The organism is Stagnihabitans sp., assembly GCF_964946895.1.
Genome location: NZ_CBBQHX010000020.1, coordinates 13,924 through 37,974, shown reverse-complemented (window position 1 = coordinate 37,974; position 24,051 = coordinate 13,924). Strand labels below are relative to the sequence as shown.

The window sequence follows — 24,051 nt, the reverse complement described above, 5'->3', positions numbered from 1 at the left end:
GACGTTATGTCACAAGGTAAAATCACCCAGGTGATCGGCGCCGTGGTCGACGTTCAGTTCGACGGCGCGCTGCCGGCGATTCTGAACGCTGTGATCACCGATAACAACGGCAAGAAGCTGGTGATGGAAGTCGCCCAGCACCTTGGCGAAAACACTGTGCGCTGCATCGCCATGGACGCCACCGAAGGTCTGGTCCGTGGGGCTTTGGTGTCCAACACCGGGGCGCCGATCTCGGTTCCGGTGGGCGACTGCACGCTGGGCCGCATCCTGAACGTCATCGGCGAGCCGGTGGACGAAAAGGGTCCGGTCACCGCGACCGAATACCGCTCGATCCACCAAAAAGCCCCGACCTTCGCCGAACAGGCGACGGAATCGGTGGTTCTGGTGACCGGCATCAAGGTTATCGACCTCTTGGCCCCCTACGCCAAGGGCGGCAAGATCGGCCTGTTCGGCGGCGCCGGCGTGGGCAAGACGGTTCTCATCATGGAACTGATCAACAACATCGCCAAGGTGCACTCGGGCTACTCCGTGTTCGCTGGTGTGGGCGAGCGGACCCGTGAAGGCAACGACCTTTACCACGAAATGATCGACTCGGGCGTTATCAAGATCGACGACCTGACCGCCTCCAAGGTGGCGCTGGTTTACGGTCAGATGAACGAACCGCCGGGCGCACGTGCCCGCGTGGCACTGACCGGCCTGACCTTGGCCGAGCAGTTCCGCGACCAGTCCGGGACGGACGTGCTGTTCTTCGTGGACAACATCTTCCGCTTCACCCAAGCCGGTTCGGAAGTGTCCGCCCTTCTGGGTCGTATCCCGTCTGCCGTGGGCTATCAGCCGACGCTGGCAACCGACATGGGCGCGCTGCAAGAACGCATCACCTCGACCAAGAACGGGTCCATCACCTCGGTGCAGGCCATCTACGTTCCGGCCGACGACTTGACCGACCCCGCTCCGGCAACATCCTTCGCCCACTTGGACGCAACGACGGTTCTGTCGCGTGCCATCTCGGAACTCGGCATCTACCCGGCTGTGGACCCGCTGGACTCCTCTTCGCGTCTCTTGGACCCCTCGGTCATCGGCGAAGAGCACTACAACGTCGCGCGGCAAGTGCAGGGCACGCTGCAGCGCTACAAGTCGCTGCAGGACATCATCGCCATCCTTGGCATGGACGAACTGTCGGAAGAAGACAAACTGACCGTGGCCCGCGCCCGCAAGATCCAGCGCTTCCTGTCGCAACCGTTCGACGTGGCGAAGGTCTTCACCGGCTCGGACGGTGTGCAGGTTCCGCTGGACGTCACCATCGCCTCCTTCAAGGCGGTTGTGAACGGCGAGTATGACCACCTTCCGGAAGCGGCCTTCTACATGGTCGGCGGCATCGAAGACGTGAAGGCCAAGGCTCAGCGTCTCGCTGCGGCTGCGGCCTAAGGGGGACACATGGCAGGCACCCTGCAATTCGACCTCGTCAGCCCGGAACGCCGTCTGGCGTCCCTGGCCGCGACCGAGGTTCAGATCCCGGGCGCCGAGGGCGACCTGACCGCGATGGAGGGGCATGCGCCCGTTCTGGTTGGTCTGCGTCCCGGCATCCTGCGCGCTTCCGGCGCCGAGGGCGCCAAGGCCTATGTGGTGACCGGTGGTTTCGCCGAAATCTCCGCGACCGGTGTCTCGGTTCTGGCCGAGCTTGCCGTTCCGGTGGAAGAGGCCACGACCGCGATGCTGGACAAGCTTCTGGCTGACGCTTCCGAGGCTGCCGCCGTCAATCCCAACCGCGATGCGGCGGACAAGACGGTTGCCGATCTGGTGGCGCTGAAAGCCTCGCTGACGGCTCACTGATCGGGTTTGATTGCCAAAACGATATAAAAGGCCCCGCTTTTGCGGGGCCTTTGCATTTCTGGACGTTTTCTCGCCAGATTTTACCGGTTAAGTTGTGCCAAAAGGCAAGCAGGCATGAAACGCATCACTTCTGGCAAGATCGGCATCCTTCAGGGCAGCAGGGTTCTGTTTTCTGACTTCGCCGATGGCGGTCCGATGTGGACGGGACATGGCGAACGCGAAAGCCGGCATCTGGTGACCTTCAAAGAGGCCTTCATGCAAAACCCGTCGGTCATGGTCGGCATCTCGATGTGGGATATCGACCACAGGCACACCTCTCGCGTCGATATCTCTGCGGAAAAGGTGACCAAGAAGGGATTTGAACTGGTGTTCAAGACATGGGGCGACACGCGGGTTGCCCGCGTTCGTGCCGACTGGACGGCGATCGGCGCGCTGCGCGACGATGAAGATTGGGAGATCGACTGATGTGGCAGGATAGGCCATCTGCCCATCCTGCAGGGTCGTCTCAGCCGCGCTGGTACATGCCTTCGTAGATCGGCACGAGGGTTTCCGTCTCAAACAGCGACGAGACCGACGTGCCGTTCCAGATGTTCAGGATGGCTTGGGCGAACATCGGCGCGGTCGGCACGATACGAATGTTGGGGGAATTGCGCACTTCGTCGGTCGGTTCGATGGAATCGGTGATTACCAGCGACTTCATCGCCGATCCCGCCACACGCGCCACGGCCCCCTTCGACAGCACCCCGTGCGAGATGTAGGAATGCACCTCTTTCGCGCCGTTCTTCATCAACAGGTCCGCCGCCTTGCACAGCGTGCCTGCCGTGTCCGCGATGTCATCGACGATGATGCAGACCTTGCCTTCGACATGGCCGATCACCGTCATCTCTGCCACTTCCCCGGCCTTCTCGCGCCGTTTGTCGACGATGGCCAAGGGCGCATTGATCCGCTTGGCCAGTTCGCGCGCCCGTGCCACACCGCCGACGTCGGGCGAAATGACCATGATGTCGCTCATCTTGTCCTTGAAGTTATGCTCGATATCCAAGGCGAACACCGGCGAGGCGTACAGGTTGTCCACTGGGATGTCGAAAAACCCCTGAATTTGCGCCGCGTGCAGATCCAGTGTCAGAACGCGATCAATTCCGGCCTCGGTGATCATGTTGGCGACCAGCTTGGCGGTGATCGGCGTGCGGGCCTTGGCGCGACGATCTTGCCGGGCGTAGCCGAAGTAGGGGATCACGGCCGTGATGCGGTCTGCTGACGACCGGCGCAGCGCGTCGGAGATGATCAGCAATTCCATCAGGTTGTCATTCGCCGGATTGGAGGTGGGCTGAATGATGTACATGTCCTCGCCGCGGACATTCTCGTAGACTTCGACGAAGATTTCGGCGTCGTTGAAGCGTTCAACCCGGGCATCGACCAGATTGACGGACATGCCGCGATGCATGGACATGCGTCGGGCGATGGCTTTGGCCAAAGTCATGTTGGCGTTGCCGGCGATGAGCTTCGGCTCGGTTATGACGGGCATGAAGTATCCTTGCTCTCAGTGTCACCCGTCGGGGGCCTACCGTGACGGATTCGTGACGTTGACACCGCTTATCAACCTTCTAGGGTCTTGCAAAGCCAAGGCAGAGGGGGCGCGTCAGATGGTCCAGATAGATTACTTTTTCGCGACGATTTCACCCTTCGTCTATCTCGCCGGTGACCGGTTGGAGGCGATTGCGGCACGGCATGGCGCCACGATCCGCTACATTCCGCTGGATGGTCCCGCGCTGTTCCCGCGCACCGGGGGCAAGGTGCTGGCCGAACGGCACGAAAGCCGCAAAGAGTACCGCCTGCAGGAATTGCGGCGCTGGTCCCAGCGGTTGGGGGTCAAGCTGGACCTGCAGCCCTTCTATTTTCCGGTCAACCCCGCACCCTCGTCTTACGCCGTGATTGCTGCGATCCAGGCGGGCGGCGGCGATCTCGCTGGCCTCGTGCAGGCCTTTCCGCGCGCCGTCTGGGCTGAGGGGCGCAACGTTGCAGAGGATGACGTGGTCAAGGCCATTCTGGCCGAACACGGCTTTGATCCGGCGATCTCGGACCGTTTCATGCTGCAAGCGGCGGATTCCTATGTCAGGAACCTTGATGAGGCGGTCATGCGTGGTGTATTCGGCGTGCCATTCTACATCGTGGGCGAGGAGCGGTTCTGGGGGCAGGATCGGCTGGAGGACCTTGACCTGCATCTGTCCGGAAAGCTTTGAATGCCCGAAGACCTGATCCTGCACGCCCTGCCGCCACAACACCGGACCTGGGCCAAGGGTGGCGTGCGCCCCGTGCTGGCGCTGCACTGCTCACTGGCCCATGCCGGGGCGTGGAGCGGTCTGGCCGAGCGGCTTGACGGTGTGACCCTGACCGCGACAGACCACATCGGCCACGGCAGGGCCCCGGCTTGGGACGGAGTGCAGGATCTGCATGACGAGGCCACCCTGTCCGCCATCGCCCTGGCCGAACGGCTGGGGCAGGGAAAGCCCATCGACCTGATGGGACATTCCTTCGGCGGCACCGTGGCCCTGCGGGTGGCGCTGACCCGGCCGGACCTGGTGCGCAGCCTGACCTTGGTCGAGCCGGTGATCTTTGCCGCCGCCAAGGCGAACCCAGCCTATGCGGCGTTCCGCGCCCGCCACCTGGAGTTTGCCCGGTTGATCCTGTCGGATCAGCGCGACGCCGCTCTGCGCCAGTTCCATGGTGATTGGGGCACGGGGGATGCGCTGGACGTACTTGCGGACCGCACGCGCGCCTACATGCTGGACCGCATCCACCTGATCGAGGCGCAGAACCCGGTGCTTCTGGACGATGCGGCAGGCCTGCTGCGGTCCGGTGGTCTGGAGGCGCTTCGTGTACCCGTCTTGCTGATCGACGGCGCGCTGAGCCCGCCGATCATCGAGGCGGTCCATACCGCGCTGGCAAGTCGCCTGCCTCGGGTGCAGCGGCTGTCAGTGGCTGGGGCGGGGCACATGGTCTCGATCACGCACGCGGCGGATGTGGCCCCTGTGGTGCAGGCGCATCTGGACGCCTGCTAAGGCGGGGGCCAGCCCCCGCACCCCCGGGATATTTGGGCCTGAATGAAGGGGTTAAGGCTTCAGGGCCGTGAGGAGCGCATCGACCTCTGCCGACGTCGTGGACCAGCTGGCGACGAGGCGGCCGTGGTCGAAACCCTCTGGTCCCGGCATCGGGTAATAGACCGCCCCCCGCGCCAAGGCACGCGCGGTGGTGCCTTTGGGCCAAAGCGGGAAAAGCATGTTGGCCGGGGCGGGGTGCAAGAGGCTGGTGCCGGGGATCTGGCTCAGGCCCTCGACCAGCCGCGCGCCCATGGCATTGGCTTGCGCGGCCAGTCGCAGCCAGAGGCCGTCGGTCAGATAGGCCTCCATCTGCGCCGACAGAAAGCGGTGTTTGGAGAAGAGGTGACCGGCGCGTTTGCGGCGCAACTCGAACTCCCAAGCCTTGGTCGGGTCGAACAGCACAACCGCTTCGACGCCAAGGCAACCGTTCTTGGTGCCGCCCAACGACAGCACGTCAATGCCGGCTTTCCAGGTCATCTCGGCCGGGGTGGCGCCGGTGGCCACAAGGGCGTTGGCGAAACGGGCGCCGTCCAAGTGGCTGGGAAGGTTGTGCGATTTCGCCACGTTCGTCAGCGCCGCGATCTCGGCGGTCGTGTAGACGGTGCCGGCTTCGGTCACGTTGGTCAGCGCCAGCATGCCCTTCTGGACGCCATGAACCCCGGCCTCACCCACCCGTGCGAGGGCGGCTTTCAGCGTTGCGGGGGTCATCTTGCCATGGTCGCCGGCGACGGGGATCATCTTGGCACCCCCGGTGAAGAATTCGGGCGCGCCGCATTCATCGACGGCGGCGTGGGCATCGGCATGGGCGAAGACGGCGGACCACGGCGGGGTCAGAAGCGCGATCGAAAGCGAGTTGGCGGCGGTGCCGGTGGCAACCAGGTAAACTTCGGCCTCGGGCGCCTCAAACACTTGGCGGACAAGGGTTCTCACGCGCGCCATGATCGGGTCGGCGCCGTAGCTGCGGGCATAACCCTCATTGGCGCGGGTCAGGGCGGCGAGGATTTCGGGCGCGGCACCAGAGCCGTTGTCGGAGGCGAAGAACATCAGGGTCTCTCATCTATGACATAGTCGTCCCACTCATCTTCGGGGACTTCAACTTCGGATACGGTCCAGCCGCGCACTGACATGCCTGCGCGGTGCGTGCTTTCGGGATCGCCGGTCAAGAGCGGGTGCCAGTCGGGCAAGTCTTTACCCTCGTACAGCAGGCGGTAGGCGCAAGTGCGCGGCATCCAGTAGGCGATCTTGGGCAGGGTCTTGGGCGAAAGACGAATGCATTCAGGCACATACTGGTGGCGGTTGGCGTATTTCGTGCAGCGGCAGGTTTCGCCATCCAAGAGTTTGCAGGCGACGCGGGTGAATTCCACCTCACCCGTATCCTCGTATTCCAGCTTGTTCAGACAGCACTTGCCACAGCCATCACACAAAGCCTCCCACTCGGGGGCGGTCAGTTTGGCCAGCGGCAAGGTCCAGAATTTGGGGCGCAGGTCTGCCATGTCAGGACAGGATTTCGCGGGCGCGGGTGCAGTCGGCGGCCATCTGCGTCATCAGACCGGGCAGACCATCAAACTTCATCTCTGGCCGCAGGTAGTCGATCAGGCCGATGGACAGGTGGTGACCGTACAAATCCCCTGTGAAATCAAAGATGAAGGTTTCCAGATTGGGCAGATTGGTGCCGAACATCGGGCGCACGCCAAGGCTGGCGGCACCGATGTAATGGCCGGCTTGCGGGCCCGTCAACACCTCGACCCGCACCGCGTAGACGCCGAGTTTGGGCAGGTGCAGGCCTTTGACCGACATGTTGGCGGTCGGATAGCCGAGTTGGCGGCCGCGTTTTTCGCCGTGGATCACCTCGCCATCGATGCGGTGCCAGTGGCCAAGCATGGCGGCCGCGTCGCGGGGGCGGCCCTCGGCCAAGGCCTGACGGATGGCGGTGGAGGAGATTTCGGTGCCTGCATGATGCACAAGATCTGCGACCGTGGTCTTGAAACCGTGGATTTCCCCAAGCGTTACAAGGTCTTGCGCGGCCCCGGCCCGGCCTTTGCCGAAGCGGAAGTCCGAGCCCACAACGACATGAGACACGCCAAGACCGCCGGCCAGAACGTCGCGGGCGAAGGCCTCGGGCGTCAGGGAGTAGAGCGGTTCGGAGAAGGGCAACTCGTAAAGTTCCGTCACGCCAAGCTTGGCCAAACGGTTGGCGCGGGATTCGGCGTTCATCAGGCGGAAGGGGGGGGCGTCGGGCTGGAACACCTCGCGCGGGTGGGGTTCGAAGGTGACGATTCCCAAGGGCGCATCATTGCGGGCCAGATTGATGACCGACTGATGGCCCAGATGCAGGCCGTCGAAGTTGCCCATGGCCACGGAGGCGCCGCGCGCTTCAGGTGCAAGCCCTTGCCAATGCTTGTGAATTCGCACTTCTACCCCATGCGGGGAAGGCCCCCGTCAGTCAAACTTGCGGCTTGGCGCCAGAACGAGCGCGTCGCCTTTCAGGACAAGGGTATTGCCCACCATGCAGTGGGTTTCAAGGGTGACCCGGCGTTTGGCGTGGTCTATGGCCACGACTTTCACGAAAGCTTCCAAAAGATCACCGGGGCGGACCGGGGCCATGAAGCGCAGGTTTTGCGAGAGATAGACCGTGCCATGGCCGGGAAGCTGTTCGCCCACCACCGCCGAAATCAGGCTGGCGGTCAGCATGCCATGGGCGATGCGGCCTTCGAAGATCGTGTCCTGCGCGTAATTATCGTTCAGATGCACAGGGTTATGGTCTGTCGAGACCTCGGCGAACAGGCGGATGTCACGGTCGGTGATTTGCTTGGCACGGCTGCGGACCATGCCGATTTCTATGTCTTCGATGCAGATCGTGCCGGGCGCGTGGTTGTCGAGCATGATTCTTCCTGCGGATGGGGCTTGGTTCGCCAGACGCTAACCCATGCCGCGCCGCAGCGCAATCCATCGCGCAATAAATTTGCGCGATGGATGCGAAATTGGCAACTTTGTTACTGAAGCTTGGCCACGGCAAAGGTGGCCGACATCTGGCGGGTTTGCAGCCAGTTTTCCAGCAAGTCCTTGGAAGGATTGTTGGAATCCGCTCCGAACTCTGCGGCGGAGATGCCTCCGGTGACGAACAGCGTGTCAAGACCCTCGGCCATGCCGCCCTGGATGTCGGTGCTGACTCCATCGCCGATGCAGAGGATCTGCGGATCAGAGCGGGTGCCCAACGCGGCCAGACGACGGCGGGCGAGGTCGTAGATCGGCGGATGCGGTTTGCCGAAATACAGCGTCTTGCCGCCCATCGCCTCGTAGGCGGCGGCGAGCGCACCGGCACAGTAAAGCCGTTTGTCGCCATAATCGACAATGATGTCGGGGTTGGCGCAAAGCATTGGCAATTCAGCATTTTTGGCGCGCATCAGGGTCAGTTTGTAATCCTCGGGGGTCTCGGTCAGGTCTTGGGCGAGGCCGGTGCAGATCAGGGCTTCGGCGTCTTCGATGGCGACCCTTTGAACGGGGGCGGGCTTCAGATCATCGGGGAAATCGGTGAAGAAAGGTTCATCCTTGGGCGCGCCGATGAAGGCCAGCCTGGACCAGGTACCGGAAAAGGCGGAAAATTGGGTGGCATCGCCGGAGGTGACAACCTCGTCCCAGGCGTCGCGGGGGACCTGCATGTGGTCCAACTGATGGATAACGCTGGGTTTTGGCCGGGGCGCGTTGGTCAGGAGGATCACCTTGCCGCCGCCGGCGCGGTAGGCTTGCAGGGCTGCGACGGCGGCCGGGAAGGGGGTCTTGCCATTGTGCAGGCAGCCCCAGAGATCACAAAACACGGCGTCATAGCGGCGGGCGATCTGGGCGAGGGAGGCGATCAGCTGGGTCATGGGGCGGCCTTTGGCGGGATGCGGGGCGTCGTTTGTCCGTCGTGTTCGCGTCGTTTATCCGTCATTTTTGCGGAGCTACACGGGGTTCGGGCCGGTAACGGGCCGGAAGCAGGTCCGGCCCGGCAGGGCACGATTTTTCTACGAAAAATCGACGGGAGAGACAGGACGATTTTTCTGCGAAAAATCGGGCGGTGCGTCAGAGTTTCAGGGCGGGGATGATCTGCTTCTTGCGGCTCATGATGCCGGGCAGGACCACGGTGTCGCCGGTGACCTTGACGCCGAACGAGGCCTCGGCCAGGTCCTTGACGAGGGCGTTGGGGACCAGAAGGGTGGCCTCTTCGTTCAGGATGTCGATGACGAAAAGCAGGACCTGATCGGCGCCGTCCTCTTGTGCGACAGCGACCATCGAGGCCATCAGCGAGGCCTTGCGGTCCAGCACGACTTTCGGCGCGGTGGTTTCCAGCACCGAGACGCGCAGGTCTTTGCCGGCGACGGTGTATTCCTTGGAATCCATCCGCAGGAGGGCGGCATCGGAGAAGGCCGAGATGTCGGACTTCGCCTCAAACAGCTGGCCGGCCAGTTCGGGGATCGAGACGCCGAGGTCAGCGGCCAGCTGTTCGGCCACGGCCTTGTCATGCGGCGTGGTGGTGGGGGAGCGGAATTCCAGCGTGTCCGACAGGATGCAGGTCAGCATGGCGCCCTTGATGGCGCGCGGGGCGCGGGCAAGATCGGCGCCGATCAGGTCATGCAGGATCGTGGCGGTGCAGGCCAGCGGGCGGATGGTGATGTCGATGGGCGACCTGGTCTTGATGCCGCCGACCAGCATGTGATGGTCGATGATGCCCACGACTTTGGCGTCATTGATCCCGGGCGGCAGTTCGGCGGGGTTGTTGGTGTCAACGATCACCACGGTGTCGTCTGCGGTCACGTCCGACAGGATCTGCGGTTTCGGCAGGTCCCAGTGGGTCAGCACGAACAGGGCTTCGGTGTTGGGCTCGCCCAGCAGAAAGGGTTGGGCGGGGGTGCCTTTGACCTCGGACAGGTACCAGGCCCAGATGATCGGCGAGCCGGTGGAATCGGTGTCGGGGGATTTGTGGCCGAAAACCTTGATGGTCATGGGGATGCCCTTCGGGATGCTGAATTTGGCCGGGTTATAGGGGCAGGCCCGGGTTTTGTCACGGGGTTGGGTGCCGCATTGCGGCATCAGCTGCGGGTGGAGCGCAGGATGTGCCAGATGACGGCGGCCAGCACCACCGCGGCGCCGATCAGGGTGGGCAGGGTCGGGGTCTCGGCAAAGACCAGCCAGACCCAGACCGGGGCGACAGAGGCCTCCATCGCGCCCAAAAGGGCGGTTTCGATCGGCGGGATCCGGGCCGAGCCCAGCAGGAAGAGGGCGAAGCCGAGGGTGGAGTTGATCAGGCCGAAGCCCGCCATCAGGAGAAGCTGATCGGGGGCGGGCAGGGTGTGGGTGGCGAAGGGCAGGCAGATCAGGATGCCCATGACCGACGAGGCGGTGCCGGCGGGCAGGGTCGGGATCTCGGGGTGTTTGCGCGCGATGACCATCATCAGCGCCATGCCGAGGGTCATGAACAGGGCCAGGATATCGCCGGCGACGGTGCCGTCACCGCCGAGGCCGACCATGATGACCGCGCCGAGGAAGGCCACCGAGCTTGCGATGATGGCATCGCGGGACGGACGCTCGCGCATCATCAGCCAGCCGAGGCCGGCAGTCATGAAGGGCACGGTGGCGTAGATGATGGCGACATGGGCGACCGAGGTCAGCCGCAGCGAGGTGATGTAGCACAGCATCCCTGCGCCCGAGATCAGCGCATAGGCCCAGCCGGCGCGGCCCAGACGGGCAAAGCTGCGAAAGCCCTGCGGGCCCTGTTGCAGCATCAGGACGCCAAGCAGACCGAGGGTGCCGAACAGGCCGCGCCAGACGAGGACGGTGAAGACATCCTGCGTGATGGCGCGGGTGAAGAGGCCTGCCGTGCTCCACGCCAGGGTGGAGGTGAAGACGAGGATCAGGCCGGTGCGGTGGTCGGGCGTCAGGGCCATGTCTTGTCCAAGAGGGGCAGGACCTGCGACGGCTCGTGCCCGTAGATCAGCGTAGCCCCGCTGTGCCGTGCGATCCGCAGCAGTTTGGCGGCGGATTTGGCGGCGGTGACCGGGTCATCGGCATCCGGGAAGCCCTCGGACGGTTCCGAGATGCGGTTGATGGCGTCGGCGAGCAGAAGGAGCGTGGCACCGGGCAGGCTGATCAGCGCCGAGAGGTGGCCCGGGGTGTGCCCCGGCGATGGGATCAGGCGCAGGCCGTGGCAGATCTGCGTGGCGCGGCGGATCTGGCGGGTGCGGATCCTGGGCCATGGCAGGGGGCGGGCGGTGCCGAAATACAGGGGCGCGGGCTCGGCCCATTCGCGGGCGGTCAGGATAAGTTGGGCATGGGCAAACAGCGGCAGGGAGCCCACATGGTCGATATGGCTGTGCGACAGGATGACATGGCTGATGTCCTGCGGCGCGCGGTTCAGCATGGCCAGCGCGCCTTGGGCGGTTTGGGCGGCGGTAAAGCCGTGCAGGCGGCCAAAGCGGTCAAGGCCATCAGCCTGCGCCGCCGCGCGTTCATCCGTTGCATAGGCGGGCGGAAAGCCGGTGTCGAACAGGATGTGGCGGCCAGAGTCGGTGGTCAGCAGATAGCCCGGGATGCGGATCAACCGTGTGCCGGGGCCGACATCGAACAGGCCGAAGTCCAGCGCACGGACTTGGGTCAGCGTTTCGTGGTGCAGGGTCACGGCGTCAGCGCCGTCACGGTCCAGCCCCTTTGGGCCAGAAGGTTCAGCACGCCGGTGTCGCCGGGCAGGTGCAGGGCCCCGAAGGCGGCGAGGATCGGGCCATGCGCCGCCTCGGCCTCCAGCACGGGGATCCAGGCGGCGTTGCGCGACGAGATCATCGCGCGGTCGACAAGGGCCAGTTCGCCATCGGCCTTCGCCTGTGTCATGCCGGGCAGGGTCAGCATCTGCTGGCGGGAAAACTCCCAGAACAGGCGGCTGTCGCCGGCGAAATAGCTGTCGCCCAGCGTGGTGGCCATGTCGTCGGACTGCGCATCGGTGGCGACGGTCTGCATCAGCATCTGCACCTGATCGGCGGCGGAGAATTGGGCGAAGATCGACAGGATGGCGTCATAGGGCTCCAGCGCCTTGACGGGTTTGCCCAAGGCGGTGGCTTTTGCGATCAGCTGCTTGTCAAGGCCCTGAATGGCGTCGGGTGCCAAGGGGAACATGCAGGCGGGCATTTCCAGCAGGGCGGCGACCAGCCAGGGCTGCATCCGGGCGGCCATCACCGGCAGCATGCCGCGCGCCTGCAACGCGGCGGAGAGGCTGGCCCAATCCGGCGGCGAAAGTTGCTCGGGCAGGGTGGGGCCCTTGGCCAGAAGCATCAGCGACGGGTCGGCGGCGATTTTGGCCTTGAGGGCGGCTTCTTCGGATGGGCCGGCCTCGACCAAAAGTTCGGTGGCTTGGGTGAGGGAGGGCGTCAGGCTGGCGAGGATTGGCGCAAAGCGCGGGTCGTTCAGGTGATAGGTGCCGGCCAGTACGATCTGCTCGCCGTCTTTTGTGGCGGACCAGAGGTTGCCATGGGCAAAGGGCACCTCGGCCTTGGCCTTCAGGGTGGCCAGTTGGGCGGCGGGCAAGACGGTGAGCAGGTTCTGGCCATGGCAGGTGTCAGCCTGGGCCGGAACGGCGAGGAGGAGGCAAAGGCAAAGGGTGCGAAACATGGGGCGCCTGCGGAATGGGATGGCGGCAGGATGGCACGGCAAGGGGGGGCGGGGGAAGGGATCGTCTGGTGCCGGCGGACCGTGAGGCTGGATCTTCGGTTCCTTGTCAAGCCGCCGGCGCCAGCAGTTGGCCATGACACGGCGGCTGCCGCGCTTTGAAATCTCAGCACGCGGCTGCCGATGCCGGGGCGGATCAGGCACGGCCCGGGGCCATCGGGCCAAAGCCCCCTCATTTGCTCCTTCCCCAAATACTCCCGCCGGAGGCACGCCTGAGCCGGTTGGCCGCAGGCCAGAGGCGAGGACAAGACCTGCGCCGTCAGGCGCGCGTCCGGTTTGATGCGGCGGGGCAAGCCATCCTCCGCTTGCCGGGTCCTTTGATCAGATTTTCCGCAGCCCGGGTGTTGACAGACTCAAGGCAGGTGCTTAGGTCATGCGTCGTTAGCACTCAGCCAACATGAGTGCTAAACAAGATGAACCTGGAACCTAAGGGAGTGTTACCAGATGGCTTTCAAACCGCTGCATGACCGTGTGCTGGTCAAGCGTATCGCCGCCACCGAAAAGACCATTGGCGGGCTGATCATCCCGGAAAGCGCCAAGGAAAAGCCCGCCGAGGGCGAGATCATTTCCGTGGGCGAAGGCGCACGCAAGGACTCGGGCGAGCTGATCGCACCGTCGGTCAAGGCTGGCGACCGCATCCTGTTCGGCAAATGGTCGGGCACCGAGGTCAAGCTGGACGGCGAAGACCTGCTGATCATGAAGGAAAGCGACATCATGGGGATCATCTCCTAAGTCGCAATTCCGGTTAGGTGGGGCAAGCCCCACCCTACATCCATTCCATTCAAACGGGAGTTAGCACAATGGCTGCTAAAGACGTACGTTTTGACACCGATGCCCGCGACCGTATGCTGCGTGGCGTCAACATCCTTGCAGACGCTGTCAAGGTGACGCTGGGCCCGAAAGGCCGTAACGTTGTGATCGACAAGTCCTTCGGCGCGCCGCGCATCACCAAAGACGGTGTGACGGTTGCCAAGGAAATCGAACTGGCGGACAAGTTCGAGAACATGGGCGCGCAAATGGTGAAGGAAGTCGCTTCCCGCACCAATGACGAAGCGGGCGACGGCACCACCACCGCCACCGTTCTGGCCCAAGCCATCGTTCGCGAAGGCATGAAAGCCGTCGCGGCCGGCATGAACCCGATGGACTTGAAGCGCGGCATCGACATGGCGACCACCAAGGTTGTCGCGGCGATCAAGGCAGCTTCGCGTCCGGTCAAGGACTCGGACGAAGTCGCCCAAGTCGGCACCATCTCGGCCAACGGCGAAGCACAGATCGGCCGCTTCATTGCGGACGCCATGCAGCGCGTCGGCAACGAGGGTGTGATCACCGTCGAAGAAAACAAGGGTCTTGAGACCGAAGTCGAAGTCGTCGAAGGCATGCAGTTCGACCGCGGCTATCTGTCGCCCTACTTCGTCACCAACGCCGACAAGATGACGGTCGAGCTGGAGGATGTGTACATCCTGCTGCACGAGAAGAAGCTGTCCTCGCTGCAGCCGATGGTTCCGCTGCTGGAATCGGTGATCCAGTCGCAGCGCCCGCTGCTGATCATCTCGGAAGACGTCGAAGGCGAAGCGCTGGCGACCCTCGTGGTCAACAAGCTGCGCGGCGGCTTGAAGATCGCGGCCGTCAAGGCCCCGGGCTTCGGCGACCGTCGTAAAGCCATGCTGCAGGACATCGCCATTCTGACCGGTGGTCAGGTGATTTCCGAAGATCTGGGCATGAAGCTGGAAAGCGTCACGCTGGACATGCTGGGCCGCGCCAAGAAGGTTTCGATCACCAAGGACAACACCACCGTCGTGGACGGCGCGGGTGCCAAGGCTGAAATCGAAGCGCGTGTTGGCCAGATCCGCACGCAGATCGAGGAAACCACCTCGGACTACGACAAGGAAAAGCTGCAAGAGCGCGTGGCCAAACTGGCTGGCGGCGTTGCCGTGATCCGCGTGGGCGGCATGACCGAAATCGAAGTGAAGGAACGCAAGGACCGCGTTGACGACGCTTTGAACGCGACCCGTGCGGCCGTGCAGGAAGGCATCGTTGTCGGCGGTGGCGTGGCCTTGGTTCAGGCGGCGAAAGTGCTGCACGATCTGGTTGGCGCCAACTCTGACCAACAGAACGGCATCTCGATCGTCCGCCGCGCGCTGGAAGCGCCGCTGCGCCAGATCGCGGAAAACGCTGGCGTCGATGGCGCTGTCGTGGCCGGCAAGGTGCGCGAATCGAACGACCCGTCGTTCGGCTTCAACGCCCAGACCGAAGAATATGGCGACATGTTCGCGTTCGGCGTCATTGACCCGGCCAAGGTGACTCGTACCGCGCTGGAAGATGCAGCCTCGATCGCGTCGCTGTTGATCACCACCGAAGCCATGATCGCCGATCGTCCGGAGCCCAAGGGCAACGGCGGCGGCCAAGGCGGCGGCATGGGCGGCATGGGCGGCATGGACGGCATGATGTAATCTGGCCTTAAGGCTGGTAGGAAAGGGCGTCCCGACTGGGGCGCCCTTTTCGTTTGGAGGTGGGGGATGGTGGTGGGGCCGGATACGTCGCGGCAGGCGAGGGCCGAGGACTATGCCGAGATCGACGCGCTCTTGGAGGCGGCCTTCGGTCAGCGGGAAAAGGCTGATCTGGTGCGGCGCCTGAGGGCGGATGGCGATATCGTTCAGGAGTTCATCATGTCCTGGGCTAAGAATGCCAACTGGACGATGCGCATTGGCGCCTATGCTTCGATGAGCCGGATGGTGGCGCCGAAGAACTGGTTCTGCCTTGGTCCCGTGGCGGTGTGGCCCGAATGGCAGAATGGCGCGCTGGCCCGCAGCGATGACACCCGCAATGCTTTTCGGTTTGGCTCCCAGCTGGTCCGCATGATCGCCTCGAATTTCGCGGAAGGAGGCGAATGGTTCCATAGCTTGCTGAGCCGGGTAGGCCTTACCAATGGCCCCGAAACCCCCACCCTCGTCGTCCTCGGCAAACCCTCCTTCTACACCCGCGCCGGCTTCTCGCTGGAGCGGGCAGCGCGGCTGACCTCGCCCTATCCGATCTCGCACACCCTGACTGCCCGCGCCGGAGATGACGTGCCCGAGCGCCAGCTGATCTACCCGCCCGCTTTTGCCGACCTCTGATCCAAAGGAGCGCGCAAGCGCGCGTTGTTTTTATCTCGCCTCTGGCGCAAGCGCCAACCGGCTCGGGTCAAGGGCCTCCGGCGGGAGTATTTGCCAAAGAGCAAATGCAAGGCGCCCCTGACCCATTCATCTGTTCCGAAATATCCACGGGGTATTCTCAAAGGGGGGCGTGCCCCCCTTTGAGGCAGGGGGTGCGGGGGATGGCAATCCCCCGCTGCCCGGGTCCGCAGAGCGGTGTCGGGTCAAAGGGGTTTGACGAGGCGGTGGATCGTGTGGCCGGTGTCGGCGTCAAAGCGTGAGACGCCGGTGGGGGTGAAGCCTTGGCGCTGCCAGAAGGCGCGGCCTTTGGGGTTGGCTTCCAGAACCGCGAGGTAGAGGCGGGGGGCGGGGTGGGCAAGGCGCTCGATCTGGGCGGTGAAGGCGGCGCCGTGGCCTTGGTTGCGGGCTTGGGGGGCAAGGATCATCAGGCCGAGATAGGCGTCCTCGGGCAGGGGGAAGCCGAAGGAGAGTTCGGCGACGCCGGAGAGGTGTCCGTCGAGATAGAGGCCGAGGCGGTGGGAATTTGCGGGGTCGCAGCCCGGTGGGCCCGAGGTGAAGACCTCTTCGACCTCCTCTGGCCCCGGGACGTGGCCAAGCCAGAGGTGGTAGTAATCCTGCGCCTCCAGCAGGAGGGCTGCGACGGCGGCGCGATCCTGGACGGGGTCCAGCGGGCGGATCAGGCGGAGGGGCATTCGATCTTCACCACGGTCAAATCGATGGCGCCGGAGGGTTTGCGCCAGGTCACGTTATCGCCGGGAGCGGCGCCGAGCAGGGCGCGGGCGAGGGGGGAGTGCGGCGTGATGCGGAACCGGGCCGGATCGGCCTCGTCCTCGCCGGTGATTTCGTAGGTCTGGGTCTGGCCGTCTTCATCTTCGACCGTGACGGCATGGCCGAAGGCAACCGCGGTCCGGGACTGCGTCGCGGGGTCGACCGGGATGGCCGAGCGCAGGCGGGCTTCCAGATAGCGGATGTCCCGTTCGGCGGCTGCCTCTGGCAGTTTGTCCAGCCGGTCGGGGCGGGCTTTCAGCGCGGCGAGGTGGGTCTGGCGGGCTTGCAGGCGCGACTGCAGCGCGGCAAGGCCGCGTGGCGTCACGTAGTTCGGATGCGGGGACAGCGGCAGGTCGGGCAGGGGATCCAACGCGCCGTCGCCCTCTTTCACGAAGGCTCTACTCATGGCCAAGGCGCTTCATCGGATCAGACGTTCCAACGGGTCATAGGTGACGCCGTCTTCCCAGGGCGCATGGGCGAGGCTGTCGGGTTTGAATCGGATCCGGCCCGAGGTCAGGTCGGATTGCGCGAAGAACTGGCGTTCGGTGACGACATGGGCGGGGTCGCGCCATGAGGTTGACAGGGCGCCATCGGTGATGGTGCAGCGGAAGAAGATATCGACCTGGTGAAAGCCGGTGGCCGGATCGTGGAATTCGTTGATCAGGGCGGGGACGCCGACCGCGATGCGCAGGCCGGTTTCCTCGTACACCTCGCGCATCAGGTTTTCATGCAGCGAGGTCCCCGATTCCATGCCGCCGCCCGGGGCGCACCACAGGTCAGAACGGCCGCCGGGATAGGCATTGACCAAGAGAAGCCGGTTCTCTTGCAGGATCAGGGCGCGCGCGGCGAGGCGGGGGGATTTGGGGGCCATGCCTAAGGCATAAGCACGGGGGCGCGAAAGTCCAGCCTCTTGTGGGGCCGGGAAAAGCGGCGGGACCGCTTTTCCCGATCTTGGATCAGGCGGTGACGGCGAGGGTCTGGGTGCTGCGGCCCGACCACAGCAGGTAAAGCGAGCCGCACAGGATCAGCACCACGCCGCCCCAGATGTTGCCTTCCGGCCAGTAGCCGAAGACCAGACCATAGATCAGGATGTTGCTGATCAGCTTGAGGTCGTCGAAGGGCTGCACGAAGGTGGCGTCAGCCGCGGCGTAGGACCATGTCAGCAGATATTGCGCTGCCATCATGATGACCCCGCCGAACACCAGCCAGGCAAGGATCTGGGACGTGGGCACTTCGAAGCCGGCCTGGGCCGAGAGGCCTGCGTTGATGGGTGTCAGCAGCACCAGAAGCCAGAGGGTGATGGCGGGGGCCTGCTCGGTCCTTGTCAGGACCTTCGTCATCAGCGACGAGCCGGCCCAGAGCACGGCTGCCGCCACGGGATAGACCATCGCCCAGGTCAGACCCGAGGTCCAAAGGCCAGAGACGATCGTGGCCCCGGCAAGCCCGATGGCGGCCGCGATCCAGCGCGGGGCCGAGACTTTCTCGCCGAGGAACAGCGCCGCGCCGACCAGCACGAAGATGGGCGAGGTCATCACCAGCGAGATGATCTGCCAGATCGGCGTCTGGGCCGCGACGGCCAGCACGAAGGCCTGCACGCCAAGCGCCGAAATGATGACCCGGACAAGGTGCAGAACCGGGCGAGAGGTTTTCAGCCCGGCCAGACCATGGCGCAGGATGAAGGGGGCCGAGAACAGCGTTGCGATGGCATATTGCCAGAAGGTGTCGGACTGCGCCTTGAATCCCAACCCGCCCCAGTCGCCCGGAGCGGTGATGTGATAGGTGATGGCATTGGCGGTGGCAAAGCAGATGCCCGCAAGCACCATATAGGCCGCGCCCTTCAGGAAGTTGGTCTGATTCATGGGTGACTCCTATCGACCTCACAAATCAGGGGGATAGGCGCACCCCTTCCGCCTCACGACTGGGCGGGGACGGGGCACACATTCTCTCTTTCATCCGGACTATACCGTCGGCCCCGGAGTTACACCGGATCTGCTGACCCTTTCTGCCCCGGAAAATCGGAGGCGAAAGGCGCTCGCGGGCTATACCGCCGGTGGGGACTTGCACCCCGCCCTGAGAATACCGGGATCAGCCCCGGCCGCTTTGGTTTAACGGCACAATCGAAAGGCGGCAAGTGCGGCGCGGTGCGCTGATGCGCGGGCTTGGTGCATTTCGGCCGGGCTTGACGAATCCGCCAAGAAAAAGAGACCGTGGCTTGGATTTCAGCGGAGATAGACATGACCCTTTTGCGCGCCACGACGGCATTTGACGATACGCAGATCAATTTCAACCTGGCCTATGCGGGGGCTGATCCTGTTCTGACGCAGGAGACGCCGGGTGAGACCTTCCGCCAGCATGGCGGCTGGTACGCCACGGGCATTACGGCGCATATGATGGCGAAATTCGAACGGGCCTATGCCGAGGATCTGAACGTGCACTCGGCTGCGGGCGAGGTGACTGCATCAAGCCCAGATCTGACCTTCGATGGCGCGGGGCTGATCAGCGGCGGCAAGGTGCAGATGATCCATGTCGCAATGACGGCAGGCGCGTCGTGGCAGATGGTGGGGACGAACATCGCCGGGACTGCCTTTGCTGCCGCCCTCACCTCAGCGGACGCTGCCGATGACCGGGCGCTGGTGGCGGCGGCGCTGGCGGGAAATGATCGCTTCCTGCTGTCGAGCCAAGCCGATCAGGTTCATGCCGGAGACGGGCGCGATCTTGTGATGGGGATGGGCGGCTTCGATACGCTGTACGGCGAGGGCGGTATTGATCTGATCGACGGCGGCGCTGGCAATGACATGCTGTTTGGTGGGGCGGGCAACGATCAGCTGTTCGGCGGGGCCGGACGTGACAGCCTTGACGGCGGCTTGGGCGATGACTTCCTGTTCGGCGGCAGAGGTCTGGGCGAGAGCCTGACCGGCGGGAACGGGCATGATTATTTTGTCATGGCCTCTAACTTCGGGTCCGACTTCAGCACGGTGACCGACTTCGTGAAGGGCACCGACCATATCCTGCTGAGTGCCGGCTTTCACGACGCCACCGGCGACCATGACCTGACCTTTGCCGATCTGAAGATCCGGCAGACTGCGGACGGTGCGATGATCCGCTTTGCCGATCCCAGTGGCGGATATGTGCTGCGCATGCTGCTGCAGGGGGTCGATGCCGCGACCCTGACAGCGGAGGATTTCGGGCAGCTGATGGATGCGCCGTTTCAGCAATCTGTCGGCGCATTCTGGAACAACTGGGTCTATTGGGTCAGCTGATTGCCACTTGTGGCGATCTGTCCCTGCGGCGCTGACTTGCGCGACGCGCGGTTTGGCCGCATCTGATAGGCATGCGTCATCCTGCTGCCCAGTTCCTTGCCGCACTGACCGCCCAGGGCCGCACGCCAGAGCGGGCGGAATGTGTGGTTTTGCTGCATGGGCTGGCGCGCACCGAGGCCTCGTTGGTGCTGATGGACGCGGCCTTGCGGGCGCGGGGCTATCGGGTGATCAACGAAAGCTACCCTTCCACCAAGGCCAGCCTGACGGAACTGGCCGAGGGCATCGGTGCGCGGGTGGCGCGCTGTGACAGCGGGCACCGGCTGCATTTCGTCACCCATTCGATGGGCGGCATCCTGTTGCGGTTGTGGCTGCGCGATCATCGGCCGGCGGCTTTGGGCCGGGTGGTGATGCTGGCGCCGCCCAATCAGGGGTCAGAGGTGGTGGATGCGCTGGGGGGGCTGGCGGCGTTTCACTGGGTCAACGGGCCGGCCGGGGCGGAACTTGGCACCGGGCCAGAGGCCCTGCCGCGCAAGCTGCCGGCGGCGGATTACGAGGTGGGGGTGATCGCCGGGACACGCTCGCTCAACCCCCTGTTCTCGCGGCTGTTGCCGGGGCCGGACGATGGCACCGTGTCGGTCGCCTCGACCTGGCTGGAAGGGATGGCGGCGCATCTGACCTTGCCGGTCAGCCACACCTTCATGATGCATTCACCGGAGGTGATTGCCCAGACGCTGAGTTTTCTGGAAACCGGCCATTTTGCGCCGGGAATGACGTGGCGCGCGGCGCTAACCTCGTTGATTGCGCCAAGGGCGGGGAGGCCTAATGTGAAGGGCTAGGGAGGCCTTGCCTCCCGTGCTTTGCGCCCCGTGAAAGGTTTCCGATGCCCTACCGTTATGGCGCCCTTGCCCGCCAGATTGCCGAACAGTCCGGCCGCCCGCGCGCCTTCACGCTGGCCGCTGCGGTGATTGTGCTGTGGATCGTGACCGGGCCGCTGTTTCGGTTTTCCGACACGTGGCAGTTGGTGATCAACACCGGCACCACGATTGTGACCTTCCTGATGGTGTTCCTGATCCAGAACACCCAGAACACCGACAGCAAGGCGGTGCAGATCAAGCTGGATGAACTGATCCGCGCCACCAAGGGCGCGCACAACGCCCTGATGGACATGGAGGAGCTGGAGGAGGAGCACCTGCTGGAGTTCCGCCTGCGCTATGCCAAACTGGCCGCAGCCGCCCGCGCCGGGCTGGTTCTGGGGCTGGTGGACACCGACTCGCCCGAGACCGAGGCGGACGCCGAGGCGAAGGCCTGACGCGGCCTATTTGCCCGGTTTGATGCGGTTGACGTGGCCCATCTTGCGCCCCGGCCGAGGCGCGCCTTTGCCGTACAGATGCAGGGCGGCGTGCTTTTCGCGGGCGATGGCGGGCACCTTCAGGATGTCATCGCCTATCAGGTTCTCCATCACCACATCCGAGTGCCGCGATCCGTCGCCCAGGGGCCAGCCGGTGATGGCGCGGATGTGCTGTTCGAACTGGTCCACCGCGCAGCCATTCTGCGTCCAGTGGCCCGAGTTGTGAACGCGCGGCGCAATCTCGTTGGCGATCAGGCCTTGGGTTGTGACAAACAGTTCAACCCCCAGCACCCCGACGTAATCGAGCGCGTTCAGGATGCGGGCGGCCAGCAGGATGGCATCGGTGCGCTGGCCGGGCGTCAGTTTGGCGGGCACGGTGGTGGTGCGCAAGATGCCGTCCTGATGGACATTCTCACCGGGGTCAAAGCAGGCGACAGAGCCGTCAAGGCCGCGGGCGGCAATCACCGAAACCTCATGGGTGAAGGTGACAAACCCTTCCAGCACCGAGGCTTGGCGCATCGCGGCCTTGGCGGCGGGGACATCGGCGGGCGACAGGATGCGGCGCTGGCCCTTGCCGTCATAGCCCAGCCGCGTGGTCTTCAGGATCGCGGGCGTGCCGATCTTTGCAACCGCCGCGTCCAGATCGGCGGCCCGGTCCACCGCCGCATAGGGCGCGCAGGGGATGCCAAGGCTGGTCAGGAAATCCTTTTCAAGCAGGCGGTCCTGCGAGGTGGCCAGCGCCTTGCGGTTCGGCCGGATCGGCTTGAGGCTTTCCAAAAGGTCAAGCGCCGAGGTCGGGACGTTCTCGAATTCATAGGTGATGACATCGACCGAAGCCGCAAAGGCGCGCAGGGCCGCCTCGTCCTCGTAAGCCGCTGTCGTCACCGCGTGGGCGACATCGCCCGCCGCAGGATTGGCGCCCGGTTCATAGATATGCGTCCGAAAGCCAAGGCGAGAGGCCGCGACCGACAGCATCCGGCCCAGTTGCCCGCCGCCCAGAATGCCGATGACAGCGCCGGAAGGAAGTTCACTCATCTTTGGGCTCCTCGGGGATCGAGGCGGACAGGGCCGCCCGCCACGCCTCCAGCCGCGCGGCAAGGGCCGCGTCTTGCAAGGCCAGAATGCCCGCCGCCATCAGGCCGGCATTGGCCGCGCCGGCAGAGCCGATGGCCATGGTTGCCACCGGATAACCCTTGGGCATCTGCAGGATGGAATAAAGGCTGTCGACACCGGACAAGGCCTTGGTCTGGATCGGAACGCCCACCACCGGCACCCGGGTTTTGGACGCCATCATGCCCGGCAGATGGGCCGCACCCCCGGCGCCTGCGATGATCACCTGCAGCCCGCGTGACACGGCCGACTTGCCGTAGTCCCACAGCCGGTCCGGCGTGCGATGCGCCGAGACGATCTTGGCCTCATACTCCACGCCCAGCTGATCCAGAATGCTGGCTGCTTCCTTCATCGTCGGCCAGTCGGACTGGCTTCCCATGATGATCCCGACCTGAACGACCATGCGCGCCCCCAAAGTGATCCGCGCGGATTATACTGGCACGGGCCGCAGGGCAAGAACCAAGCCCGCCATTTGCGCCGGACCAAGCCCGGACCGCATCAGAAGACGGCCCCGTGCGCGGGGCAATCTGCCGCTGCCGTCTGCTGGCGCAATCAGGCGATGATGTCGGGGATGATGTCGTCTTCCAACTTCACCACCTGCTCTTTCAGCGCCAGCTTCTGTTTCTTGAGGCGGCGCAGGGTCAGCTGGTCGGGCCGGCTGGAGAGTTCCAGGGCATGGATGGCCTCGTCCAGATCCCGATGTTCGCGCCGCAGCACCTCAAGCTTGATGCGCAGCATGTCTTCGAAGTTCATTTGATTGGAGGCGTTCATGGGTCAGGTCTTGGGTAAGGACGGCATAAAATGATCATATAACGATTCGCGGCGGATCGGAAAAAATTCTGCAAGGAAAAGAAGACCTCAGGCAAAAAACTTGTGCAGAACCCGGCCCCGGCGGTCCGCTGCGGGCGGGGGCTTGTGCTGCGCCGGTTGCCGCCCCATATTTCAACAGAGCGGGTGCCTTCGGGGTCCGCGCATCCGATGTCGCTTGCCACAAGGACATGACCATGACGAAACTGACGTTCGGCGCCCATCCGTATCTTTTGGGCTTTGAGCAACTTGAACGGCTGGTGGAACGCACCGCCAAGACCGCGTCGGAAGGGTATCCGCCCTTCAACATCGAGGCGACCAGCGAAAACACCTATCGCATCACGCTGGCCGTAGCGGGGTTCCGCGAGGAGGACCTGCAGATCACGGTCGAGGATCGCCAGCTGGTGATCCGGGGCCGCCAGTCCGAGGACATCACCGAGCGGGTCTATCTGCACCGCGGCATCGCCGCCCGGGCCTTCCAGCGCAGCTTCGTGCTGGCCGATGGGGTCGAGGTGGGCGGGGCCGATCTGGAACATGGCCTGTTGCACGTCGATCTGCGCCGGCAAGCGCCCGAAACGGTGGTGCAAACCATCCGCGTCGGTCGCTCGTGAGCGCAGCTGTCAAAACGTCTGGACGTCAAAGGAACACAAGATGAATACCAAATTCGACACCACGCCCGCGGCGCAAACCGCCGCCGAACGCGCCATCGTCTATGTGCGACCGGTCGCCGTGTCCGATCTGCCGGCCGCGCTGCAAGAGCAGGCGGAAGGCGTGGCCACGATCTATGCCGTGCACCGCCCGAACGGCGAACGTCTGGCCCTGGTGGCCGATTGCAAACTGGCCTTCGCGCTTGCGCGCGAGCATGACATGGCACCGGTCTGGGTGCACTGAACGGATTTTATCCGGTTTTCGGCGATTGCGGGCCTAGACCTTCGGTTATAGCCGCCCGCAATTGCAGTTTATTAAGCCTTTTGGGCCATTGCTGC

30 protein-coding genes and 1 riboswitch are annotated in these 24,051 nt (G+C 64.2%); of the genes, 13 read left to right on the top strand and 17 right to left on the bottom strand.

What is annotated here, in order from left to right; genetic code table 11:
* The first annotated feature begins 6 nt into the window (after window positions 1–6).
* The 3 genes from atpD (at window position 7) to AC1Y2B_RS13875 (ending at window position 2,295) form a co-directional block, all read left to right on the top strand.
* Entirely contained in the window at window positions 7–1,425 is a 1,419-nt protein-coding gene (gene atpD, locus AC1Y2B_RS13885) for a F0F1 ATP synthase subunit beta (protein WP_482253699.1), read from the top strand.
* A 9-nt stretch (window positions 1,426–1,434) separates the two neighbouring features.
* Complete coding sequence (locus tag AC1Y2B_RS13880) at window positions 1,435–1,830, top strand: F0F1 ATP synthase subunit epsilon (protein ID WP_482253698.1); 396 nt, start codon at window positions 1,435–1,437, stop codon at window positions 1,828–1,830.
* A gap of 114 nt (window positions 1,831–1,944) precedes the next feature.
* Window positions 1,945–2,295, top strand: a complete 351-nt coding sequence (locus AC1Y2B_RS13875) for an H-type lectin domain-containing protein (RefSeq protein ID WP_482253697.1) — start codon at window positions 1,945–1,947, stop codon at window positions 2,293–2,295.
* A gap of 40 nt (window positions 2,296–2,335) precedes the next feature.
* Here AC1Y2B_RS13875 and AC1Y2B_RS13870 read toward each other — a convergent pair whose 3' ends face one another.
* Window positions 2,336–3,355, bottom strand: coding sequence for a ribose-phosphate pyrophosphokinase (locus AC1Y2B_RS13870; RefSeq protein ID WP_482253696.1), 1,020 nt, complete (start codon window positions 3,353–3,355; stop codon window positions 2,336–2,338).
* 118 nt (window positions 3,356–3,473) lie between these two features.
* Between AC1Y2B_RS13870 and AC1Y2B_RS13865 the strand changes: the two genes are divergently transcribed.
* Together AC1Y2B_RS13865 and AC1Y2B_RS13860 are read left to right on the top strand one after the other, a co-directional pair.
* On the top strand, window positions 3,474–4,070 hold the full coding sequence (locus AC1Y2B_RS13865; RefSeq protein ID WP_482253695.1) for a DsbA family protein: 597 nt from the start codon (window positions 3,474–3,476) through the stop codon (window positions 4,068–4,070).
* On the top strand, window positions 4,071–4,889 hold the full coding sequence (locus AC1Y2B_RS13860) for an alpha/beta fold hydrolase (protein WP_482253694.1): 819 nt from the start codon (window positions 4,071–4,073) through the stop codon (window positions 4,887–4,889).
* Between the two features lie 51 nt (window positions 4,890–4,940).
* On the opposite strand, the gene AC1Y2B_RS13855 is transcribed toward AC1Y2B_RS13860, so the two are convergent.
* The 9 genes from AC1Y2B_RS13855 to AC1Y2B_RS13815 all read right to left on the bottom strand — a co-directional run bounded on the left by AC1Y2B_RS13855 (window position 4,941) and on the right by AC1Y2B_RS13815 (window position 12,563).
* Complete coding sequence (locus AC1Y2B_RS13855; protein WP_482253693.1) at window positions 4,941–5,972, bottom strand: threonine aldolase family protein; 1,032 nt, start codon at window positions 5,970–5,972, stop codon at window positions 4,941–4,943.
* A complete protein-coding gene (locus AC1Y2B_RS13850) occupies window positions 5,972–6,421 on the bottom strand; it encodes a YcgN family cysteine cluster protein (RefSeq protein ID WP_482253692.1) in 450 nt (149 codons plus the stop codon). The genes AC1Y2B_RS13855 and AC1Y2B_RS13850 overlap by 1 nt, the downstream gene beginning before the upstream one ends.
* A gap of 1 nt (window position 6,422) precedes the next feature.
* Window positions 6,423–7,340 (bottom strand): bifunctional riboflavin kinase/FAD synthetase, encoded by a 918-nt coding sequence (locus tag AC1Y2B_RS13845; protein ID WP_482253691.1) that lies wholly within the window; start codon window positions 7,338–7,340, stop codon window positions 6,423–6,425.
* Between the two features lie 27 nt (window positions 7,341–7,367).
* Window positions 7,368–7,811, bottom strand: coding sequence for a MaoC family dehydratase (locus AC1Y2B_RS13840; RefSeq protein WP_482253690.1), 444 nt, complete (start codon window positions 7,809–7,811; stop codon window positions 7,368–7,370).
* Window positions 7,812–7,921: 110 nt separating this feature from the next.
* Window positions 7,922–8,794: a TIGR01459 family HAD-type hydrolase gene (locus AC1Y2B_RS13835; protein ID WP_482253689.1), complete on the bottom strand. Its 873-nt coding sequence runs from the start codon at window positions 8,792–8,794 to the stop codon at window positions 7,922–7,924.
* A 196-nt stretch (window positions 8,795–8,990) separates the two neighbouring features.
* Window positions 8,991–9,911, bottom strand: a complete 921-nt coding sequence (locus AC1Y2B_RS13830) for a manganese-dependent inorganic pyrophosphatase (RefSeq protein ID WP_482253688.1) — start codon at window positions 9,909–9,911, stop codon at window positions 8,991–8,993.
* A gap of 86 nt (window positions 9,912–9,997) precedes the next feature.
* Window positions 9,998–10,852, bottom strand: coding sequence for a DMT family transporter (locus AC1Y2B_RS13825; RefSeq protein WP_482253687.1), 855 nt, complete (start codon window positions 10,850–10,852; stop codon window positions 9,998–10,000).
* A complete protein-coding gene (locus tag AC1Y2B_RS13820; RefSeq protein ID WP_482253686.1) occupies window positions 10,843–11,583 on the bottom strand; it encodes an MBL fold metallo-hydrolase in 741 nt (246 codons plus the stop codon). Before AC1Y2B_RS13820 ends, AC1Y2B_RS13825 begins: the two co-directional genes overlap by 10 nt.
* Complete coding sequence (locus AC1Y2B_RS13815; RefSeq protein ID WP_482253685.1) at window positions 11,580–12,563, bottom strand: TraB/GumN family protein; 984 nt, start codon at window positions 12,561–12,563, stop codon at window positions 11,580–11,582. Before AC1Y2B_RS13815 ends, AC1Y2B_RS13820 begins: the two co-directional genes overlap by 4 nt.
* 501 nt (window positions 12,564–13,064) lie before the next feature.
* Between AC1Y2B_RS13815 and AC1Y2B_RS13810 the strand changes: the two genes are divergently transcribed.
* The 3 genes from AC1Y2B_RS13810 (at window position 13,065) to AC1Y2B_RS13800 (ending at window position 15,733) form a co-directional block, all read left to right on the top strand.
* A complete protein-coding gene (locus tag AC1Y2B_RS13810; protein ID WP_482253684.1) occupies window positions 13,065–13,352 on the top strand; it encodes a co-chaperone GroES in 288 nt (95 codons plus the stop codon).
* 68 nt (window positions 13,353–13,420) lie between these two features.
* Window positions 13,421–15,070, top strand: a complete 1,650-nt coding sequence (gene groL, locus AC1Y2B_RS13805) for a chaperonin GroEL (protein WP_482253683.1) — start codon at window positions 13,421–13,423, stop codon at window positions 15,068–15,070.
* Window positions 15,071–15,136: 66 nt separating this feature from the next.
* Window positions 15,137–15,733 carry a GNAT family N-acetyltransferase gene (locus tag AC1Y2B_RS13800; RefSeq protein WP_482253682.1) on the top strand — a complete coding sequence of 199 codons (597 nt, stop codon included), beginning with the start codon at window positions 15,137–15,139 and terminating at the stop codon, window positions 15,731–15,733.
* 242 nt (window positions 15,734–15,975) lie between these two features.
* Here AC1Y2B_RS13800 and AC1Y2B_RS13795 read toward each other — a convergent pair whose 3' ends face one another.
* The 4 genes from AC1Y2B_RS13795 to AC1Y2B_RS13780 all read right to left on the bottom strand — a co-directional run bounded on the left by AC1Y2B_RS13795 (window position 15,976) and on the right by AC1Y2B_RS13780 (window position 18,399).
* Entirely contained in the window at window positions 15,976–16,464 is a 489-nt protein-coding gene (locus tag AC1Y2B_RS13795) for a GNAT family N-acetyltransferase (RefSeq protein ID WP_482253681.1), read from the bottom strand.
* On the bottom strand, window positions 16,449–16,946 hold the full coding sequence (locus tag AC1Y2B_RS13790) for a GreA/GreB family elongation factor (protein WP_482253680.1): 498 nt from the start codon (window positions 16,944–16,946) through the stop codon (window positions 16,449–16,451). The genes AC1Y2B_RS13795 and AC1Y2B_RS13790 overlap by 16 nt, the downstream gene beginning before the upstream one ends.
* 12 nt (window positions 16,947–16,958) lie before the next feature.
* Window positions 16,959–17,411: an NUDIX domain-containing protein gene (locus AC1Y2B_RS13785; protein ID WP_482253679.1), complete on the bottom strand. Its 453-nt coding sequence runs from the start codon at window positions 17,409–17,411 to the stop codon at window positions 16,959–16,961.
* 85 nt (window positions 17,412–17,496) lie between these two features.
* Window positions 17,497–18,399, bottom strand: a complete 903-nt coding sequence (locus AC1Y2B_RS13780; RefSeq protein WP_482253678.1) for a DMT family transporter — start codon at window positions 18,397–18,399, stop codon at window positions 17,497–17,499.
* A 78-nt stretch (window positions 18,400–18,477) separates the two neighbouring features.
* Window positions 18,478–18,622, bottom strand: a riboswitch (FMN riboswitch).
* 152 nt (window positions 18,623–18,774) lie between these two features.
* On the opposite strand from AC1Y2B_RS13780, the gene AC1Y2B_RS13775 reads away from it, so the two are divergent.
* The 3 genes from AC1Y2B_RS13775 to AC1Y2B_RS13765 all read left to right on the top strand — a co-directional run bounded on the left by AC1Y2B_RS13775 (window position 18,775) and on the right by AC1Y2B_RS13765 (window position 21,109).
* Window positions 18,775–19,800 (top strand): calcium-binding protein, encoded by a 1,026-nt coding sequence (locus tag AC1Y2B_RS13775; RefSeq protein ID WP_482253677.1) that lies wholly within the window; start codon window positions 18,775–18,777, stop codon window positions 19,798–19,800.
* Between the two features lie 71 nt (window positions 19,801–19,871).
* On the top strand, window positions 19,872–20,636 hold the full coding sequence (locus AC1Y2B_RS13770; RefSeq protein ID WP_482253676.1) for an alpha/beta hydrolase: 765 nt from the start codon (window positions 19,872–19,874) through the stop codon (window positions 20,634–20,636).
* Window positions 20,637–20,680: 44 nt separating this feature from the next.
* The gene (locus tag AC1Y2B_RS13765) at window positions 20,681–21,109 is read left to right on the top strand and encodes a low affinity iron permease family protein (protein WP_482253675.1); all 429 of its coding nucleotides are present in this window, start codon (window positions 20,681–20,683) and stop codon (window positions 21,107–21,109) included.
* A gap of 6 nt (window positions 21,110–21,115) precedes the next feature.
* Here the strand turns inward: AC1Y2B_RS13765 and AC1Y2B_RS13760 are convergent, their stop codons facing one another.
* From AC1Y2B_RS13760 to AC1Y2B_RS13750, 3 genes are all read right to left on the bottom strand, one after another.
* Window positions 21,116–22,183 carry a 5-(carboxyamino)imidazole ribonucleotide synthase gene (locus AC1Y2B_RS13760; RefSeq protein ID WP_482253674.1) on the bottom strand — a complete coding sequence of 356 codons (1,068 nt, stop codon included), beginning with the start codon at window positions 22,181–22,183 and terminating at the stop codon, window positions 21,116–21,118.
* The gene (gene purE / locus AC1Y2B_RS13755) at window positions 22,176–22,661 is read right to left on the bottom strand and encodes a 5-(carboxyamino)imidazole ribonucleotide mutase (RefSeq protein ID WP_482253673.1); all 486 of its coding nucleotides are present in this window, start codon (window positions 22,659–22,661) and stop codon (window positions 22,176–22,178) included. The genes AC1Y2B_RS13760 and purE overlap by 8 nt, the downstream gene beginning before the upstream one ends.
* Window positions 22,662–22,810: 149 nt before the next feature.
* Window positions 22,811–23,029 (bottom strand): YdcH family protein, encoded by a 219-nt coding sequence (locus AC1Y2B_RS13750; protein WP_482253672.1) that lies wholly within the window; start codon window positions 23,027–23,029, stop codon window positions 22,811–22,813.
* A gap of 233 nt (window positions 23,030–23,262) precedes the next feature.
* On the opposite strand from AC1Y2B_RS13750, the gene AC1Y2B_RS13745 reads away from it, so the two are divergent.
* The gene (locus AC1Y2B_RS13745; RefSeq protein ID WP_482253671.1) at window positions 23,263–23,676 is read left to right on the top strand and encodes an Hsp20 family protein; all 414 of its coding nucleotides are present in this window, start codon (window positions 23,263–23,265) and stop codon (window positions 23,674–23,676) included.
* Window positions 23,677–23,716: 40 nt separating this feature from the next.
* Entirely contained in the window at window positions 23,717–23,956 is a 240-nt protein-coding gene (locus AC1Y2B_RS13740; RefSeq protein WP_482253670.1) for a DUF1150 family protein, read from the top strand.
* Window positions 23,957–24,051 lie beyond the last annotated feature (95 nt).

Bases quoted from the DNA above. Each gene is read 5' to 3' on its own strand.
- atpD (WP_482253699.1), top strand. From the start codon at position 7: ATGTCACAAGGTAAAATCACCCAGGTGATCGGCGCCGTGGTCGACGTT.
- AC1Y2B_RS13880 (WP_482253698.1), top strand. From the start codon at position 1,435: ATGGCAGGCACCCTGCAATTCGACCTCGTCAGCCCGGAACGCCGTCTG.
- AC1Y2B_RS13875 (WP_482253697.1), top strand. From the start codon at position 1,945: ATGAAACGCATCACTTCTGGCAAGATCGGCATCCTTCAGGGCAGCAGG.
- AC1Y2B_RS13870 (WP_482253696.1), bottom strand. From the start codon at position 3,355: ATGCCCGTCATAACCGAGCCGAAGCTCATCGCCGGCAACGCCAACATG.
- AC1Y2B_RS13865 (WP_482253695.1), top strand. From the start codon at position 3,474: ATGGTCCAGATAGATTACTTTTTCGCGACGATTTCACCCTTCGTCTAT.
- AC1Y2B_RS13860 (WP_482253694.1), top strand. From the start codon at position 4,071: ATGCCCGAAGACCTGATCCTGCACGCCCTGCCGCCACAACACCGGACC.
- AC1Y2B_RS13855 (WP_482253693.1), bottom strand. From the start codon at position 5,972: ATGTTCTTCGCCTCCGACAACGGCTCTGGTGCCGCGCCCGAAATCCTC.
- AC1Y2B_RS13850 (WP_482253692.1), bottom strand. From the start codon at position 6,421: ATGGCAGACCTGCGCCCCAAATTCTGGACCTTGCCGCTGGCCAAACTG.
- AC1Y2B_RS13840 (WP_482253690.1), bottom strand. From the start codon at position 7,811: ATGCTCGACAACCACGCGCCCGGCACGATCTGCATCGAAGACATAGAA.
- AC1Y2B_RS13835 (WP_482253689.1), bottom strand. From the start codon at position 8,794: ATGACCCAGCTGATCGCCTCCCTCGCCCAGATCGCCCGCCGCTATGAC.
- AC1Y2B_RS13830 (WP_482253688.1), bottom strand. From the start codon at position 9,911: ATGACCATCAAGGTTTTCGGCCACAAATCCCCCGACACCGATTCCACC.
- AC1Y2B_RS13825 (WP_482253687.1), bottom strand. From the start codon at position 10,852: ATGGCCCTGACGCCCGACCACCGCACCGGCCTGATCCTCGTCTTCACC.
- AC1Y2B_RS13815 (WP_482253685.1), bottom strand. From the start codon at position 12,563: ATGTTTCGCACCCTTTGCCTTTGCCTCCTCCTCGCCGTTCCGGCCCAG.
- AC1Y2B_RS13810 (WP_482253684.1), top strand. From the start codon at position 13,065: ATGGCTTTCAAACCGCTGCATGACCGTGTGCTGGTCAAGCGTATCGCC.
- groL (WP_482253683.1), top strand. From the start codon at position 13,421: ATGGCTGCTAAAGACGTACGTTTTGACACCGATGCCCGCGACCGTATG.
- AC1Y2B_RS13800 (WP_482253682.1), top strand. From the start codon at position 15,137: ATGGTGGTGGGGCCGGATACGTCGCGGCAGGCGAGGGCCGAGGACTAT.
- AC1Y2B_RS13795 (WP_482253681.1), bottom strand. From the start codon at position 16,464: ATGCCCCTCCGCCTGATCCGCCCGCTGGACCCCGTCCAGGATCGCGCC.
- AC1Y2B_RS13790 (WP_482253680.1), bottom strand. From the start codon at position 16,946: ATGAGTAGAGCCTTCGTGAAAGAGGGCGACGGCGCGTTGGATCCCCTG.
- AC1Y2B_RS13785 (WP_482253679.1), bottom strand. From the start codon at position 17,411: ATGGCCCCCAAATCCCCCCGCCTCGCCGCGCGCGCCCTGATCCTGCAA.
- AC1Y2B_RS13780 (WP_482253678.1), bottom strand. From the start codon at position 18,399: ATGAATCAGACCAACTTCCTGAAGGGCGCGGCCTATATGGTGCTTGCG.
- AC1Y2B_RS13775 (WP_482253677.1), top strand. From the start codon at position 18,775: ATGACCCTTTTGCGCGCCACGACGGCATTTGACGATACGCAGATCAAT.
- AC1Y2B_RS13770 (WP_482253676.1), top strand. From the start codon at position 19,872: ATGCGTCATCCTGCTGCCCAGTTCCTTGCCGCACTGACCGCCCAGGGC.
- AC1Y2B_RS13765 (WP_482253675.1), top strand. From the start codon at position 20,681: ATGCCCTACCGTTATGGCGCCCTTGCCCGCCAGATTGCCGAACAGTCC.
- AC1Y2B_RS13760 (WP_482253674.1), bottom strand. From the start codon at position 22,183: ATGAGTGAACTTCCTTCCGGCGCTGTCATCGGCATTCTGGGCGGCGGG.
- purE (WP_482253673.1), bottom strand. From the start codon at position 22,661: ATGGTCGTTCAGGTCGGGATCATCATGGGAAGCCAGTCCGACTGGCCG.
- AC1Y2B_RS13750 (WP_482253672.1), bottom strand. From the start codon at position 23,029: ATGAACGCCTCCAATCAAATGAACTTCGAAGACATGCTGCGCATCAAG.
- AC1Y2B_RS13745 (WP_482253671.1), top strand. From the start codon at position 23,263: ATGACGAAACTGACGTTCGGCGCCCATCCGTATCTTTTGGGCTTTGAG.
- AC1Y2B_RS13740 (WP_482253670.1), top strand. From the start codon at position 23,717: ATGAATACCAAATTCGACACCACGCCCGCGGCGCAAACCGCCGCCGAA.